Origin of the sequence: Actinoplanes teichomyceticus ATCC 31121 (assembly GCF_003711105.1) — a bacterium.
Classification (GTDB): Bacteria; Actinomycetota; Actinomycetes; order Mycobacteriales; family Micromonosporaceae; genus Actinoplanes; species Actinoplanes teichomyceticus.
Genome location: NZ_CP023865.1, coordinates 4940287 through 4956357, shown reverse-complemented (window position 1 = coordinate 4956357; position 16071 = coordinate 4940287). Strand labels below are relative to the sequence as shown.

Here is a 16071-nt window from a genome sequence, read left to right as displayed (position 1 = left end):
CGAATAATGCCGGAGTTGCCCGCGCGGCACCAGTGGGGCTGGGAGGTTTGTCAGAAGCGAGGCAACTTCACGGGGGGCGAGCGATGCGGGTGGACGTCATGCCGGTGGTGCCGGCCGAGCTGCTGGAGCAGGCCTGGAAGTTCTACCAGGAGGCGTTCGCCGAGCTGGCGGTGCTGGCGGTGAACCGGCACCTGCTCTACCGCCACGAGTTCGACGAGCTGATGGCCGACGAGCGGGCGGACAAGTACGTGGCGTTCGACCCGGACGGCGAGGTGATCGGGATGGCCGCGATGACCACCGAGCTGAGCGCGGTGTCGCTGATCTCGCCGGACTACTTCGCGCACCACTGGCCCGACCTGTACGCCCAGAAGCGGATCTTCTACGTGCTGTTCGTCGGCGCGCAGCGGGGCGGGCGCGGCGCCGGGGTCTTCATCGAGCTGCTGCGCCGGCTGTACCGGGCGATCGAGGCGGTCGACGGCAAGGTGTTCGTGGACATCAGCATGTACAACGAGGAGCGGCACCAGTTGCCGCGGCTGATCGGCGTGATCCTGAGCCGGGTGGCCGGCAAGGCGGTGCCCACCCGGCTGGACGCCCAGTCGTTCTGGCTCTACGAGTTCCCCGAGAGCGACAAGGCGGGGGTGCGGGCCGCGCCGTAGGGCCGCTCACCCGTCCGGCTCCGGGCGGCGGTGCCGTCCGGAGCCGGAGGTGATCGCGGCGACCGGCAGCGGCACCGCGGGCAGCGCCGCGCCCAGGCGCCACTGCCGGGCGAACTCCTCGGCCGGCACCGCCTTGCCCCACAGCCAGCCCTGCCCGTTCACCACGCCGACGTGGTACAGCGCCTCGCGCTGCAGCTGCGTCTCCACGCCCTCGGCGATCACGCTCAGCCCGAGCGCGTGGCTCATCGCGACCACCGCGCGCACGATCTCGTCGTCCTGGTCGTTCTTGCCCAGGCCGGTGACGAAGGACCGGTCGATCTTGACGCCGGTGACCGGGAAGCGGCGCAGGTAGCCGAGCGCGGAGAACCCGGTGCCGAAGTCGTCCACCAGCAGCTTGGCGCCGAGCTGGCGCAGCTCGAAGAGCACCCGCGAGGTGACGCTGGAGCCGTCCACCATCACCGACTCGGTCATCTCCAGCGCCACGCAGTGCGCCGGGACGCCGTACCGGAACAGCTCGCCGGAGAACACCAGCGGCAGGTCGGGCTCGCTGAGCTGGCGCGGGGACACGTTGATGGACAGGTAGAAGCTCTCCGAGACCACGCCCTGCGAGCGCCACACGCCGAGCTGGCGCAGCGCCTCGTTGCGTACCCAGGTGCCGATCTGCGAGATGAGGCCGGAGTCCTCGGCGATCGGGATGAACAGCATCGGCGGGATCGCCCCGCGCTCCGGGTGCTGCCAGCGGACCAGCGCCTCGGCGCCCACCGGCATCCCGGTCTCCAGCCGCACGATCGGCTGGTACGCCACGTGCAGCTGGTTGTCGGCGAGCGCCTGGCGCAGCGCCACCTCCAGCTCGATGCGCTCGCGCACCTGGTCGTGCATCGAGGTGTCGAAGATGGTGGACCGGCCCGGCCCCTCGCCCTTGGCGCGGTACATCGCGGTGTCCGCGTCACGCATCAGCGCCTCGGCGGTCACCGCGGAGCGGACGGGGTCGCCGACGGCGTGCGCGATGCCGATCGAGGCGCTGATCACGACCTCGGTGTCGCGTACCGGAAGGGGGCGGGCGAAACAACCCCGGATGTCGTCCACCAGGCGCAGCGCGCCGGCCTTGTCGCCGACGAAGGCGAGCAGGAACTCGTCGCCGCCGACCCGGGCCACCGGCACGGTCTCCGGCACCGCGGCGCGCAGCCGCCGGCCCACCTCGATGACCAGCTGGTCGCCGGTGTCGTGGCCCCAGGAGTCGTTGACCCACTTGAAGCCGTCCAGGTCGAGCATGTAGACCCAGACCCGGTCCGGACCGTGCGAGTCGACCGTGGTGACCAGCCGCTCGATCTCGTACGAGATGGAGCGCCGGTTCGGCAGCGAGGTCAGCGGGTCGTGGGTGGCCTGGTGCTCGGAGTGCAGCTGGGCGGCGACCTGCGCCTGCACCGCGGACATCGCCCGGGCCAGCAGGAGCACCACCATCAGCGCGCCGGTCACCGCGATCAGCAGGCGGTGCGAGGCGGCCCGGGTGCCGGTGGTCAGCAGCAGCGCGAACGGCAGCAGCAGCGCGGGCAGCAGCACCGCGAGGCGCTGCCAGGACCAGGCCTGCACCGGCAGCCGGTCGGCGCGGCTCATCTCGGCCACCGACGGGTGCAGGGCGCTCACGCCCAGCCCGGTGTACGCCACCAGGTACGGGATGTTGAGCAGCGGGGACGCGTAGATCTGGCCGTTCACGCCGACGATCGCGTACGCGGTGTCGCCGAGGAACAGCCCGACCATCATCACCAACGCCCCGATCATGCTGATCGACCACGTCTTGGTGGTGAAGGCCAGGTTGATCACCAGCAGGGCCAGCACCACGTCGCAGAGCGGGTAGGTGGCCTGGATGATGGAGAGCAGCGCGGGGCGCCCGGTGATCGCGGCGGCCGGCGCGGCCAGCAGCAGGGTGCTGGTCAGCCCGGCGGCCAGGCAGACGATCAGGCCGTCGAGCACGGCGTGCCGTTCCAGGCTCTGCCGGGCTCGCAGCAGCAGGAACAGGAAGGTCCCGAGCAGCACGTAGCCGGTGAAGGTGGCGGCGTCGGCGAGCAGCGGCAGCGGCATCGCCCGGTCGGTCACGGTGGGCCGGATCAGCAGGCCGACCAGGAACAGCAGGGCGGCCAGGGCCATCAGCAGCCAGGCGATCGGCGGTTCGGCGCCCCAGCGGCGCGGCCCGAGGAAGCACGCCGCCACGGTCAGGACGCCGAGCAGCACCAGGCTCACCGACGCCAGGGGGGACGACGGGTAGGCCGTGTAGAGCGCGGTGACGACGACGCCGAACGCGGCCATGAACTGCCATTGGCGGCGGGCGATGCCGGGTGGGAGCACGGAGGGCACCGGGCGTTCCTCCCGCTTTGCCCGAAGACTAATATTTTGCTCACCGTAGCAACGGGTGCGACGCCACCGGCCGGAAACGGGTCAGTTGAGTGACGGGGTTCCGGCTTCCCGGTCCGGCGGCGGCAGGTGGCGGGACGGGAGGCGGCGCCCGTGCGCGAAGACGACCGGGCAGCCGCCGCGCAGCAGCAGCTGGTGGGCGACCGAGCCGAGGCGGGCGGCGCCGCCGGTCCCGCGCGAGCCCAGGGTGATCAGCCCGGCCCGGCGGGAGGCGCGGATCAGCACCGCGGCCGGCGCGCCGGTCAGCACCCACCGGCGCAGCGGCGGCAGGCCGGGCACCGCGGCGAGCGTCTCGTCGAGCAGCCGCTCGCCGGCCTCCTCGGCGTCCTCGCCGGCCACGTGCAGCACGTCCAGCGCGACGCCGCGGCGGGCGGCGTCCTCGGCCGCGTGCCGCAGCGCCAGCAGCGACGGCGCCGAGCCGTCCACGGCGGCCAGCACCCGCCCGGACGGCGGGCGCGGCCCGCGTGCCACCACCACCGGGCACCACGCCTGGGCCACCACCTCCAGCAGCGGGGAGCCCGGCGGCAGGCGGCCGGTGGCGGCCAGGTCGTCGCCGCCCAGCACCAGGAGCGCGGCGCGGTGGCTCAGCTCGCGCAGCACCCGGGCGGCCGGGCCATCCACCAGATGGCCCCGCGCGTCGACGCCGGGTGTGGAACGCTGGGCGGTGACGACCGCCTCCTCGACGACGCGTGAGGCGGCGCGGCGAGCCGGAGCCCACTCGACACCGGTTCCCGGCCGTGGATCGGGCCAGGTGAAGGCATGCACCACGTGCAGCACCCGGCCCCGGGAGACCGCCTCCCGCGCGGCCAGGCGTACGGCGGCCAGGCCGGCCGCGGTCCCGTTGACCCCCACCACCACGGGCGGCCGATTCGGGTTCTGCATCGGTCCGACCTCCGCTCCCCGTAACGTTCTCGCAATATACCGATGATTATCGATGTTGCAATGGGCCTTACCGTCTGGTGACCAATGCCTCAACGCGTGGCCACCTGATGACCCATTCAGGTTGAGGGTTTACGGTGAACGGCAAAATCTTTGGGACATCTGCCGGTGAAGTGAGGGAAATACATGACGGATGTCAAGCTCGACCACCCCGGTGGCCAATTGTCGATGTCGGTACGCGAGGCCGTCGACGGGCCGGGCGGCATCGACGTCAGTGCTCTGCTGAAGGAGACCGGCTACGTCACCCTGGACCAGGGGTTCGTCAACACCGCGTCGACCACGTCGGCGATCACCTATATCGATGGTGACGCCGGCATTCTGCGCTACCGGGGCTACCCGATCGAGCAGCTGGCCGAGAAGTCGACGTTCCTGGAGGTGTCCTACCTCCTGATGAACGGCGAATTGCCGACCGAGGCCCAGCTGCGCGAGTTCGGCGACCGCATCCGGGTCCACACGCTGCTGCAGGAGGAGATGCGGACCTTCTTCTCCGGCTTCCCGCGCGACGCGCACCCGATGGCGGTGCTCTCCTCGGCGGTCACCGCGCTGTCCACCTTCTACCAGGACGCGCTCGACCCGCTGGACGACGAGCAGGTCGACATCTCGGCGATCCGCCTGATGGCGAAACTTCCGACGATCGCCGCTTACGCCTACAAGAAGTCCATCGGCCACCCGCTGCCGTACCCGGACAACTCGCTGGACTACGTCGAGAACTTCCTGCGTCTGACCTTCGGCCTGCCGACCGTCGCCTACGACGCCGACCCGAAGGTCGCGAAGATCCTCGACATGCTCTTCATCCTGCATGCCGACCACGAGCAGAACTGCTCCACCTCGACCGTCCGGCTGGTCGGCTCCGCGCAGGCGAACCTGTTCGCGTCGATCTCGGCCGGCATCAACGCGCTCTCCGGCCCGCTGCACGGCGGCGCCAACGCGGCCGTGCTGGAGATGCTGGAGCAGATCCGCAAGGACGGCGGCGACGTCAACTCGTTCGTCACCCGGGTGAAGAACAAGGAAAAGGGCGTCAAGCTCATGGGCTTCGGCCACCGGGTCTACAAGAACTACGACCCGCGGGCCGCGATCGTCAAGAAGGCCGCCCAGCAGATGCTCTCGACGCTGGACAAGCCGGACCCGCTGCTGGAGATCGCCTTCCAGCTCGAGGAGATCGCGCTCAACGACGACTACTTCGTCTCCCGCAAGCTGTACCCGAACGTCGACTTCTACACCGGCCTGATCTACAAGGCCATGGGCTTCCCGACGAAGATGTTCACGGTGCTGTTCGCGCTGGGCCGCCTGCCCGGCTGGATCGCCCAGTGGCGGGAGATGATGCACGACCCGGCCAACAAGATCGGCCGCCCGCGGCAGATCTACACCGGCTCGCCGGTGCGCGACTTCGTCCCCCTCGGCCAGCGCTGAAGGTTCCACCCCACGACCGGCGCGGGCGCGCGAGGCGCAGCCCACGCCGGACATCGGCACATCGGCGCCGACCCCGGCGAGGCCGGCGCCGAGCGCACCACTCCGAAGCACGCCCCACCAGCGCCGCGGTGGGGCGTTTTTCGGTACTCGACAGGCCCTGACGGTTGTCCGCCGGAGCGGGAATGGTGGCGGCGCCCGCCGCGGAGCGGCACGCCGTCGCGCGCTCGTCCGGGCGATCATCGTCACCGCCGGTGGGGTTTGACGGGTGGCCGGGCGGTAGGAAAGAGTGACCGTCGAGCGGTAGCGGAGGAACCCGGTGCGAATCCGGGACGGTCCCGCCACTGTGACCGGGGAGCGACCCGCTGACGCGTCAGCACGCCACGGCCCGACCGGCGGGCCGGAAGGCGAGCGGGGAACGGCGATCCGGGAGTCAGGAGACTCCGGCCGCTCGTGACGACCGACGTGCGGGCGTGGACACCCGCCGGGAGGGAAACCTGTGACGACTCCGTACCCGTTCTCGGCCGTGGTCGGCCTCGACGACCTGCGCCTCGCCCTGCTGCTGACCTCGGTGTCACCGGCGGTCGGCGGGGTCCTGGTGCGCGGCGAGAAGGGCACCGCCAAGAGCACCGTGGTGCGCGCCCTGGCCGCCCTGCTGCCCCCGGTCACCGTGGTCCGTGGCTGCCGGTTCGCCTGCGACCCGGCGGCGCCCGACCCGGACTGCCCGGACGGGCCGCACGCCCCGGACACCCCGGCCACGCACCGCCCGGCCACCCTGGTCGAGCTGCCGGTCGGCGCGACCGAGGACCGGGTGGTCGGCACCCTGGACATCCAGCGCGCCCTCGCCGAGGGCGTCAAGGCCTACGAGCCCGGCCTGCTCGCCGCCGCGCACCGCGGGGTGCTCTACGTCGACGAGGTGAACCTGCTCCCCGACCACCTCGTCGACCTGCTGCTGGACGCCGCCGCGATGGGCCGCGCGCACGTCGAGCGCGACGGCGTCTCGATCAAGCACGCCGCCCGGTTCCTGCTGGTCGGGACGATGAACCCGGAGGAGGGCGAGCCGCGCCCGCAGCTGGTCGACCGGTTCGGCCTGGTGGTGACGGTGGCCGCGCCGCGCGACGCGGGGCAGCGCGCCGAGGTGGTGCGCCGGCGCCTGGCGTACGAGGCGGATCCGGCCGGATTCGCCGCGCGCTTCGCCGCCGACGAGCGGGAGTACGCCGCCCGGATCGCGGCCGCCCGCGCGGTGCTGCCCACGGTCGTGCTGCCCGACGCGGAGCTGGACCGGATCGCCCGGGTCTGCCTGGCGTACGGGGTCGACGGCATGCGCGCCGACATCGTGGTGGCGCGCTGCGCGGTCGCGCTGGCCGCCTGGCACGGCCGGGACCGGGTGACCGCCGAGGACGTACGCGACGCGGCCCGCCTGGCGCTGCCGCACCGCCGCCGTACCGACCCGCTCGACCCGCCCGGCACCGACGAGGAGAAGCTGGAGCAGGCCCTGGCGGAGGCCGAACGGGAAGCCGCCGAGGAGGCCGCACGCCGGCCGGAGTCGCCGGACCCCGGCGGCCCGGACCCCGACGACGACCCGGACGGGCCCGAGGGCGGCCCGGGCGGCCCCGTCGGCGGCCCGGACGGCGGACCCGGCCCGGCGGGCGGCCCGGGTGGCGGGGGCGGACTGCCGGACGGCGACACGCCACCGGGCACCGGCGCCGCGCGGCCGGGCGGCGATGCACCGCGGCCGGGCGGCGAGACGCCGGCGCCGCCGCAACAGCCGGCCACGCCCCCGGCCGCGGCCGGCGCCGCGTTCCGCCCGCGCACGCTGCGGATCGCCGCCCGCGGCGACGGCGGCCACACCGGCAAGCGGTCCCCGGCGTACGCCCGCCGGGGCCGGGTGATCGGCTCCCGCAAGCCGGTCGGCAAGCTGGCCGGGGCCCCGCACCTGCCCGCCACGCTGCGCGCCGCCCTGCACCGCGGCGCCCTGCAGCCGTCGCCGGCCGGCGCTCGGGCGATGACCGTGCAGCCGCGCGACCTGCGCGAGGCCATCCACGTCGGGCGCGAGGCGAACCTGGTGCTGTTCGTGGTGGACGCCTCCGGCTCGATGGCCGCGCGCCGCCGGATGACCCTGGTCAAGACCGCCGTGCTGTCCCTGCTGCGCGACGCCTACCAGCGCCGGGACCGGATCGGCATGATCACGTTCCGGGGGACCGACGCGGACGTCGTGCTGCCCCCGACCTCCAGCCATGAGGTCGGCGTCATGCGCCTGGCCGCCCTGCGCACCGGCGGCCGTACCCCGCTCGCCGCCGGCCTGCGCGCCGCCGCCCGCACCATCGCCACCGAACGCCGCCGCGACCCGCGCCGCCGCCCGCTGCTGGTGCTGGTCACCGACGGACGCGCGACCAGCGGCCCGGACCCGCTGCTGGCCGCCCCGGCGCTGGCCGGCGTGGCCACGGTCGTCGTCGACTGCGAGTCCGGCCCGATCCGGCTGGGCCTGGCCGGCCGGCTGGCCGCCGCGCTCGGCGCCGACGTCATGCCGCTGGAGCGGCTGGAGGCCGCCGCCGGGACCCGGCCGGCCACCGCGCCGGCCGGGGACCGCGCCTACCGCCGAGCCGCCTGAGCGCCGGGCGCCCGCAGCGCCGGCGGGCCCGACGTTCCGCCGCCGGTCCGCACGGCCGCGGACCGTGACATCGCAGCACGCCGGGCGGGCCGCGCCCGGCGACCGACACGACGTGGGCGCGGGACGGCCGGCCCGCGTACCGGAAAGGGTTTTCCATGCCGCAGGGAAGAGTGACCACCGTGCCCGACGACGGGCTGACCACGCGGCAGCGCCGGCGCCAGGCGGTCTTCGCCGTGCACACCGGGCCGGGCAAGGGCAAGTCGACCGCCGCGTTCGGGATGGCGCTGCGGGCGTGGAGCGCGGGCTGGCCGATCGGGGTGTTCCAGTTCGTCAAGTCACAGAAGTGGAAGGTCGGCGAGGAGACCGCGCTCAAGACGCTGGGCGAGGCCGGGCCGACCCGGGTGGCCTGGCACAAGATGGGTGAGGGCTGGTCCTGGATCCAGCGCCCGGGCGACGAGCGCGACCACGCCGCCGAGGCCGCCGAGGGATGGGCGCAGATCAAGCGCGACCTGGCCGCCGAGACCTACAAGTTCTACGTGCTCGACGAGTTCACCTACCCGATGAAGTGGGGCTGGGTGGACGTCGCCGACGTGATCGAGACCCTGGCGAACCGGCCCGGCGTGCAGCACGTGGTGATCACCGGGCGGGACGCGCACCCGGACCTGATCGGCGCCGCCGACCTGGTCACCGAGATGACCAAGGTCAAGCACCCGATGGACGCCGGCCGTAAGGGCCAGCAGGGCATCGAATGGTGAGCATCCCCCGCGTCGTGATCGCCGCGCCGGCCTCCGGGCACGGCAAGACCACGGTGGCCACCGGCCTGCTCGCGGCGTTCGCCCGGCGCGGCGTGCCGGTGGCGCCGTTCAAGGTCGGGCCGGACTACATCGACCCCGGATACCACGCCCTGGCCGCCGGCCGCCCGGGCCGCAACCTGGACCCGGTCATGGTCGGCGAGGACCTGATCGGCCCGCTGTTCGCGCACGGCGCGCGGGGCGCCGAGCTGGCCGTCGTGGAGGGCGTGATGGGCCTCTACGACGGGCGTACCGGGGCCGGCGAGACCGGCTCCACCGCGCAGGTCGCCGGTCTCCTGCAGGCGCCGGTGATCCTGGTCGTGGACGCCGCCGCGCAGGGCCGCTCGGTCGCCGCGCTGGTGCACGGTTTCCGCAGCTTCGGAACCGTCCGGCTGGCCGGGGTGATCCTCAACCGGGTCGGCTCGCAACGCCACGAGCAGATCCTGCGCGACGCCTGCGAGGAGGTCGGCACGCCGGTGCTGGGCGCGCTGCGCCGCGCCGACGCGGTCGCCGCCCCGTCCCGGCACCTCGGCCTGGTCCCGGCCGCGGAGCGCCGCGCCGAGGCGCTCGCCTCGGTGGACGCGCTGGCCACGCTGATCGCCGAGGCGGTCGACCTGGACGCGGTCGCCGCGGTGGCCCGTTCCGCGCCGCCGCTGCCGGCGACGCCGTGGACCCCGGCCGCGCCGGACCCGGTGCCGGGCCGCCCGATGGTCGCGCTCGCCGGTGGCCCGGCGTTCTCCTTCGCGTACGCCGAAACCGCCGAGCTGCTGGCCGGCGCCGGCGCCGAGGTGGTGATCGTGGACCCGCTGCGCGATCCGGCCCTGCCGGAGGGCACCCGCGCGCTGGTGGTCGGCGGCGGCTTCCCCGAGGTGTACGCCGCCGAGCTGTCCGCGAACGAGCCGCTGCGCAGGTCGGTGCGGGACCTGGCCGCGACCGGCCGGCCGATCGCCGCCGAGTGCGCCGGTCTGCTCTGGCTGTGCCGCACCCTGGACGGCGCCCCGATGTGCGGGGTGCTGGACGCGGACGCCGCGATGACCCCGTCGCTGACCCTCGGCTACCGGGACGCGGTCGCGCTGGCGGACAGCCCGCTGGCGGCGGCCGGCACCCGGGTCACCGGCCACGAGTTCCACCGCACGGCGGTGCATCCGCGATCCGGGCTGCTGCTGTCGCCGGCTTCCGGGGCGGCCTGGGCGTGGCGGGGCGCGGACCCGGAGGGTTTCGCCTCGCCGGGGGTGCACGCGTCGTACCTGCATCTGCACTGGGCCGGGCACCGGGGGCTGGCCGAGCGCCTGGTCCGCACGGCGGCCGCGCAGCCATCACCGGGACCGGCGGCCGGCCCGGCGGCACGGTGATCCGCCGGGCGGGGGCGTGGCGCGCGGCCACGGTCGGCCGGGTGGCGCCGGTGATCCGCCGGGCGGGGGCGTGGCGCGCGGCCACGGTCGGCCGGGTGGCGGCGTGATCGTCGCCGGGGTGGGCGCGCGGCCCGGGACCGCGGCGGCCGAGCTGGCGGCCGCGGTCACCGCCGCCCTGGCCGAGGCCGGCGTCGACCCGGCCGCCGTCACCGTGCTGGCCACCCTGGACCGGCGGGCCGCCGAGCCCGGCCTGCGGTCGTACGCCCGGCACACCGGCCGCCGGCTGGTCGCTTTCCCCGCGGCGCGGCTCGCCGGGCAGCCCGTGCCCGGCCGCAGCGCCGTGGTGGCCGCGGCGACCGGCACCCCGAGCGTCGCCGAGGCCGCCGCTCTGCTGGCCGCGGGGCCGGCCGCCCGGCTGATCCTGCCGAAGCGGATCCTCGGCCGGGTCACCGTGGCCCTGGCCGGCACCGCTCCGGGGTGACGTCAGTCGGTCACCGGCCACTCGTGCACCGGGATGTTCTCGTGCATCAGCGGCAGATACCGCCGCAGCATCTCGTGCAGCGCCCGCTGCCGGTCCATCCCCTGCCGTTCCAGCAGGTGCAGCGTCTCCACCTGCCACGACGCGCCGTTGCGCTGCCGCAGGCAGCGCTGCTCGACGATGCCCAGCAGCCGGTCGCGCTGTCCCGGTGAGACCCCCCACCGGTCCAGGCCGTCCGCCGCCTGTGGCAGCAGCCGGCGCAGCACCAGCTCGGTCACCGGCACCGTCCCGACCCCCGGCCAGAACACGCTGGCGTCGATGCCGTGCCGGGCGCAGGTGTGGAAGTTCTCCTCGGCGGCGCGGAAACTCAGCTGGGTCCAGACCGGCCGGTCGGCCTCCGCGAGGTGGCGCGCCAGGCCGTAGTAGAACGCCGCGTTCGCGATGGTGTCGGCGACCGTCGGGCCGGCCGGCAGCACCCGGTTCTCCACCCGCAGGTGCGGGCGGCCGTTGACCACCGCGTAGATCGGCCGGTTCCAGCGGTACACCGTGCCGTTGTGCAGGCGCAGCTCGCTCAGTTCCGGGATGTCGCCGCGCTCCAGGGTGTCCGCGGGATCGTCCTCGTCGCAGATCGGCAGCAGCGCCGGGAAGTACCGGACGTTCTCCTCGAACAGGTCGAACACGCTGGTGATCCAGCGTTCGCCGAACCACACCCTGGGCCGTACGCCCTGGGCCCGGATCTCCTCCGAGCGGGTGTCGGTGGCCTGCTCGAACAGCGGGATCCGGGTCTCCCGCCACAGCTCCCGGCCGAACAGCAGCGGCGAGTTCGCGCCCAGCGCCACCTGGATCCCGGCGATCACCTGCGAGGCGTTCCAGTACGCCGCGAACTGCGCCGGGCTGACCTGCAGGTGGAACTGGGTGCTGGTGCACGCCGCCTCGGGCACGATGGTGTCGGTGGTGACCGCCAGCCGGTCCACCCCGTCGATGCGGATGTCCAGGTCCTCGCCGCGGGCCGCGAAGATCTGCTCGTTGAGCAGCTGGTACCGCGGGTTCGCCGAGATGTTGTCGCCGGTCAGGTGCTCACGCCGCAGGGTCGGCAGGATGCCCACGGCGACCAGGTGCGCGCCGACCGTACGGGCCTTGCCCTCGGCGTGGTTGAGGCTGGCCCGCAGGCCCTTCTCCAGGTCGGCGATGTCGTCGCCGGCCAGCCGCCGGGGCGGCAGGTTCACCTCGATGTTGAACTGCCCGAGCTCGGTCTGGAAGTCCGGATCGGCGATGGCCCCGAGCGCCTCGGCGTTGAGCATCGCCGGGTCGGCCCGGCCGTCGATCAGGTTGAGCTCGATCTCCATCCCGGTCAGGGGCCGCTCGAACTCGAACCGGGACTCGCGCAGCATCGTCGCGAACACGTCGAGGCTGCGGCGGATCTTCTGCCGGTACCGGGTCCGGTCGTCCCGGGAAAACTCGGTCTGTTCGACTTTCTCGCCCACCAGGCACCACCTTCGCAAGCAAGCCGTCAGCGACGGAGGAGAACGGGCGTCGTCGCAGCGGTCCCCCCGGACTCATGATTACCGCTGTCTATGCCTGAACTCATCTCGGCGGGGCAGCATTGGCGGGTGGTGGTTAACCGTGCGTCGAACATGGACGCCCGGGTACCCGCTCCTCGCGATCTCTACGCCCCGGCTCAGTGCAACAGGGCGGCCAGCACCACACCGGTGACGACCAGACCGGCGGCCGCCTGCAGCAGGATCGCCGGGCCCAGGTGCGACCAGCGGGTCGGAATGCGGGGGGTGAGGGGCTGCATGGTCGTCAGGTTCACCAGCTGCATCAGCTTCACCGGCAGGGTGCGGTCCTTCTGCGGCTCGGTGCGCACCTGCACCAGGTCGCCGCGGTGCAGCGCGGACTGCGGCAGCTGGCCGTGCATCTCCACCTCGTAGGTCTGCCCGAGATCGTCGCGCAGCCGTACCGGGGTGACCAGGAACTCCGGGCCCTTGCGCAGATCCTTCAGGCTGCGCCGGGCCGGTTTCATCCGCAGCAGCGACGCCACCAGCTGGGCGATCCCGGCGGACAGGAACACGAAGATCGCCAGTGGCCGCCCGACCCGTACCTCCCTGGTGTACGAGGCCTGGTAACCGACGAACCGGCCGGTGATGATGGGACTGACGTGCCGGAGGATCTGCTCGCGGTGCAGCTCGGTGTCGTCCATGGGGGGTCACCTCCTGGAAGTTCCTCAATGTTACGGAGTGGGCTCGGCCGCGCACCGTGAGTGAATCGTGAAATCCTGATCTTCTTCTCCTTACCAACCGGTGACCGTGCCCGCGCCCGATACCGGGCAATTCCCGTCACCAACCCGCCGATCTGCGGAAACCCGCACGATCGGGGTACCCGCCGGGGTGAACTGGACGGCGAGTCACGCGAAATCTCCTCGCGGACGGGGGCGGAGAGCAGTGGCACCGACGAACTACGTCAATCCGGAGAGCGTCCTGGCACGCACCGCGCGCGAGATGCTCGCGGCGCACGCCGGCGGCGAAGGCCCCCGGGAAGGCCGCACCCGGTGCCCGGTCTGCGGCGAGCCGCTGCCCTGCCGCTCCGGGCAGGCCGCGGCCGAGGTGCTCGCGGCCGCCGGCCTGGCCGAGGCGTCCGGCCTGATCGCGGCGACCCGGGTGGCGTTCGCCGCGCCGCCGGGACCGCCCGCCCACCGCCCGTTCCCGCCACCGGAGCAGACCCCCGGTGGTCCCGGCGGCGGCCCCGGTCCGGCGCCGCGCGCTCCCGGGCCGCTCGCCGGAGGTACGACCGCAGCCGGCCCGCCCGGGGCCGGCCCCGAGGGTCCCGGCGGATCCGGCCTGCCGCTGCCGGACCCGCTCACCGGTCCACTGCCCGGCGTCTCCCGCGCCGCGCCGTCGCCCGCGAGCGCTCAGCTTCCCGGTGTCGCGGAACCGCCGGCCGCGCCGTCCTCCGGCGGCCAGCCGCTGCCCGGCGTCTCCGGGCCGATCGCCGCGGCTCCTCCTGCGGGGCCGACTGCCGCGGTCCCTCCTGCGGGGCCGACCGCCGCGGTCCCTCCTGCGGCCGGTCCCGGGGCTGGCGGCCCGTCCTCGACCGGATCCTTCCCCGGGCCGGCGGACCCCGGGTATGCCGACCCCTTCGCCGGGCCGCTCTCCGCCGAGCGCCCCGGCTGGGCCACCGAGCCGACCGGGGCATGGAGCTCCCCGACCGCCCCGGGAACCGAATCCGCGGTGGGGGAGTCGTGGACCGAGTCACGGCTCAGCGGGCTGCTGCCCCGCCTCAACGCCGCCCCCGGCGGCCGGTCCGGCGATGTGGTCGGGCGGCCCGGTAGCAACGCCGGCCCCGCCGCCGGATCCCGCGGCCCGGCCGCGAACACCGGCCCGGGCTTCCCCCCCTCGGCGGCCGGCGCGGGAACCGACCAGGACAGGATGCCGGCCGCGCCGAGCGGCCGGAACGACGTCGCGTCCCCGGATGTCGCGTCCCCGGACATCGCATCCGGGGGCGTCGCATCCTGGGATGCCGGATCCGCGGGTGTCTCATCCCTGGGTGCCGGACTCACGGGTGCCGAATCCTGGGATGCCCAATCTGCGCGTGTCTCATCCCCGGGCGCTTCGCCCCTGCGGCCCTGGCCGCCGGCGGGTGAGCCGGAGACCGGTGGCGCGCCGGTGCCCCGCAAGCGACGCGGCGGAGCGCATGCGGCCCCGTCCTCACCGGCGCCCACGGCCGAGGCGTCGCCGGTGCCTGACCGACCGGCCGCCGGCGAGCCGCAGCCCGGTAGCGGCCTGCCCGGTAGCGGCCTGCGGCGCTGGCCCCCGGCGGACGGCGAATCCGCCTCCACGGCGGCCGCATCGATGCCCGGAGTGTCCGGCCCGGGGTTCGCCGCCGCACCGCCCTCGGGCGGGACCGGATCCGCTCCGGGTGCGGCTGGTGCTGCTCCGAACCTGGAGGGGGTGTCCGGCGGGCCCCGATTCGGTCCGACCGCGCCCGGTACCGCCTCAGGCGTGGCGGGCGTCTCCGGCGCGACCGGAACCGCTCCGGGGGTGTCCGGTCCGGTGCCGGGCGCGTCCGGGACGCAGGTCGGCTTCGCCGGTCCGGCGCCGGGGATGTCCGGGCCGTCCGGCGCAACGGCCGGGGCGGCCGCGGGTTCGGAGCGGCCCGGTCCCGGTAGTCCGGTACCCGGTGGCGCGATCGGCGGCACGGAGAGCGGAGCACAGGCGTGGCGGTCGGCCGACCCTGCCGCCGCTAGCGGTCTGCGGCCGTGGCCCCCGGCGGGAGGTGCTGCGGAGGGGGAGTCCGGTGGTCTGCGGCCCTGGCCCCCGGCGGAGGGCGAGTCCGGGGGTCTGCGGATCCCGCCTCCAGCGGAGGGCGAGGCGGGTGATGGTATGCGGGCCTGGCCGCCCGCCGGCCCGGCCGCGGAGGGCGAGGCCGGTAGTGGTTTGCGGGCCTGGCCGCCCGCCGGCCCGGCCGCGGAGGGCGAGGCCGGTAGTGGTTTGCGGGCCTGGCCGCCCGCCGGCCCGGCCGCGGAGAGCGAGGCCGGTGCCGGTGTGCGGCTTCAGCCACCAGCCGGGCGAGTGCCGGAGAACGATGCGGCCAGTGAACTTCGGGCCTGGCTCCCGAACGCGCCGGCCGCCGGCAGTGAGTCCGGCAGCGGTTCGCGGGATCGGCCCGCCGCCGACGACGAGACCGGAAGCGGACTGCGACCCTGGCCGCCTGCCGGGGACCAGGCGGGTGGCCGGCAGGCTGAATCGCCCGTGGCGGGCGCGCCGCGGTGGGGCGCTCCCGAACCGTCCGCCGCTGCGACGAACCAGGCCTGGCCCGCTCCCGGCGGTCCGATGGCGGCTCCCGGCGTACCTCTGATCGGAACCGGGCCCACCGCCTCCGGTGAGGGAACGCCGCCGCCCTGGCCGTCGACCGCCGGGCCCGTGCCGCAGCCGGCCGTGCCGCCGGCACCCACCTACAGCCAGCAGAACAGCCCGCTGGACGCGCCGCGGTTCACCCGGTCGCCCCGCCCGGCCACGCCGTCGCCGGCCAGCGGCCCGGCGACGATGATCCCACCGGCTGCCCGGCCGGCGGTTGCGTCGCCCGGGCAGCCGGCGGCCGGGCCAGGTCAGCCGGGTGGCACGGCGGGTTCTCAACCGGGTTTTGCGCCTGCTGCTCAGCCGGATGTCACATCGGCCGGTCAGTCCGGTCTTGCGCCTGGCGGCCAACCGGGTCCCGCCCCGGCACGCCAGTCCGTTGCCGACCCGATGGCCGGCGCTGTGGATCAACCCACGGCGCCGCCGGTCCAGCCTGCCGGGCAGGCTGCGGCTCGACCGGCGCCGCAGCCCACCGATGATGACTTCCTGCCGTCCGCCGCCGTGATCGTCGGCGCCGGGCCGCAGGCCGCGGCCGGCCAGCCCCCGGCGGCGAGGGCTCCGCTGCAGGGCGTTGA

Annotated in this window: 10 protein-coding genes and 1 riboswitch; of the genes, 6 read left to right on the top strand and 4 right to left on the bottom strand. The window is 74.7% G+C overall.

The window, feature by feature from the left end:
• The first annotated feature begins 83 nt into the window (after positions 1-83).
• A complete protein-coding gene (locus ACTEI_RS21910; protein ID WP_122979359.1) occupies positions 84-656 on the top strand; it encodes a hypothetical protein in 573 nt (190 codons plus the stop codon).
• Between the two features lie 6 nt (positions 657-662).
• Here the strand turns inward: ACTEI_RS21910 and ACTEI_RS21905 are convergent, their stop codons facing one another.
• Both ACTEI_RS21905 and ACTEI_RS21900 read right to left on the bottom strand, forming a co-directional pair.
• Positions 663-3008 (bottom strand): putative bifunctional diguanylate cyclase/phosphodiesterase, encoded by a 2346-nt coding sequence (locus tag ACTEI_RS21905; protein ID WP_122979358.1) that lies wholly within the window; start codon positions 3006-3008, stop codon positions 663-665.
• An 81-nt stretch (positions 3009-3089) separates the two neighbouring features.
• A complete protein-coding gene (locus ACTEI_RS21900) occupies positions 3090-3947 on the bottom strand; it encodes a universal stress protein (RefSeq protein ID WP_122979357.1) in 858 nt (285 codons plus the stop codon).
• Positions 3948-4130: 183 nt separating this feature from the next.
• On the opposite strand from ACTEI_RS21900, the gene ACTEI_RS21895 reads away from it, so the two are divergent.
• The 5 genes from ACTEI_RS21895 (at position 4131) to ACTEI_RS21875 (ending at position 10646) form a co-directional block, all read left to right on the top strand.
• A complete protein-coding gene (locus tag ACTEI_RS21895; RefSeq protein WP_122979356.1) occupies positions 4131-5414 on the top strand; it encodes a citrate synthase in 1284 nt (427 codons plus the stop codon).
• A 307-nt stretch (positions 5415-5721) separates the two neighbouring features.
• Positions 5722-5854, top strand: a riboswitch (cobalamin riboswitch).
• Positions 5855-5910: 56 nt separating this feature from the next.
• Positions 5911-8022 carry a VWA domain-containing protein gene (locus ACTEI_RS21890; protein WP_122979355.1) on the top strand — a complete coding sequence of 704 codons (2112 nt, stop codon included), beginning with the start codon at positions 5911-5913 and terminating at the stop codon, positions 8020-8022.
• Positions 8023-8177: 155 nt separating this feature from the next.
• A complete protein-coding gene (gene cobO, locus ACTEI_RS21885) occupies positions 8178-8777 on the top strand; it encodes a cob(I)yrinic acid a,c-diamide adenosyltransferase (RefSeq protein ID WP_122979354.1) in 600 nt (199 codons plus the stop codon).
• A complete protein-coding gene (locus ACTEI_RS21880; protein WP_122979353.1) occupies positions 8771-10165 on the top strand; it encodes a cobyrinic acid a,c-diamide synthase CobB in 1395 nt (464 codons plus the stop codon). The genes cobO and ACTEI_RS21880 overlap by 7 nt, the downstream gene beginning before the upstream one ends.
• 103 nt (positions 10166-10268) lie before the next feature.
• Positions 10269-10646 (top strand): cobalamin biosynthesis protein, encoded by a 378-nt coding sequence (locus tag ACTEI_RS21875; protein WP_203723783.1) that lies wholly within the window; start codon positions 10269-10271, stop codon positions 10644-10646.
• 2 nt (positions 10647-10648) lie between these two features.
• On the opposite strand, the gene ACTEI_RS21870 is transcribed toward ACTEI_RS21875, so the two are convergent.
• Entirely contained in the window at positions 10649-12127 is a 1479-nt protein-coding gene (locus ACTEI_RS21870; protein ID WP_122979352.1) for a glutamate-cysteine ligase family protein, read from the bottom strand.
• Positions 12128-12321: 194 nt separating this feature from the next.
• Positions 12322-12843 (bottom strand): hypothetical protein, encoded by a 522-nt coding sequence (locus ACTEI_RS21865; RefSeq protein ID WP_122979351.1) that lies wholly within the window; start codon positions 12841-12843, stop codon positions 12322-12324.
• Positions 12844-16071: the final 3228 nt, after the last annotated feature.

What these genes read in the sequence shown, in the direction of transcription:
- ACTEI_RS21910 (WP_122979359.1), top strand. Translation starts at nt 84, where the DNA reads ATGCGGGTGGACGTCATGCCGGTGGTGCCGGCCGAGCTGCTGGAGCAG.
- ACTEI_RS21900 (WP_122979357.1), bottom strand. Translation starts at nt 3,947, where the DNA reads ATGCAGAACCCGAATCGGCCGCCCGTGGTGGTGGGGGTCAACGGGACC.
- ACTEI_RS21895 (WP_122979356.1), top strand. Translation starts at nt 4,131, where the DNA reads ATGACGGATGTCAAGCTCGACCACCCCGGTGGCCAATTGTCGATGTCG.
- cobO (WP_122979354.1), top strand. Translation starts at nt 8,178, where the DNA reads ATGCCGCAGGGAAGAGTGACCACCGTGCCCGACGACGGGCTGACCACG.
- ACTEI_RS21880 (WP_122979353.1), top strand. Translation starts at nt 8,771, where the DNA reads ATGGTGAGCATCCCCCGCGTCGTGATCGCCGCGCCGGCCTCCGGGCAC.
- ACTEI_RS21865 (WP_122979351.1), bottom strand. Translation starts at nt 12,843, where the DNA reads ATGGACGACACCGAGCTGCACCGCGAGCAGATCCTCCGGCACGTCAGT.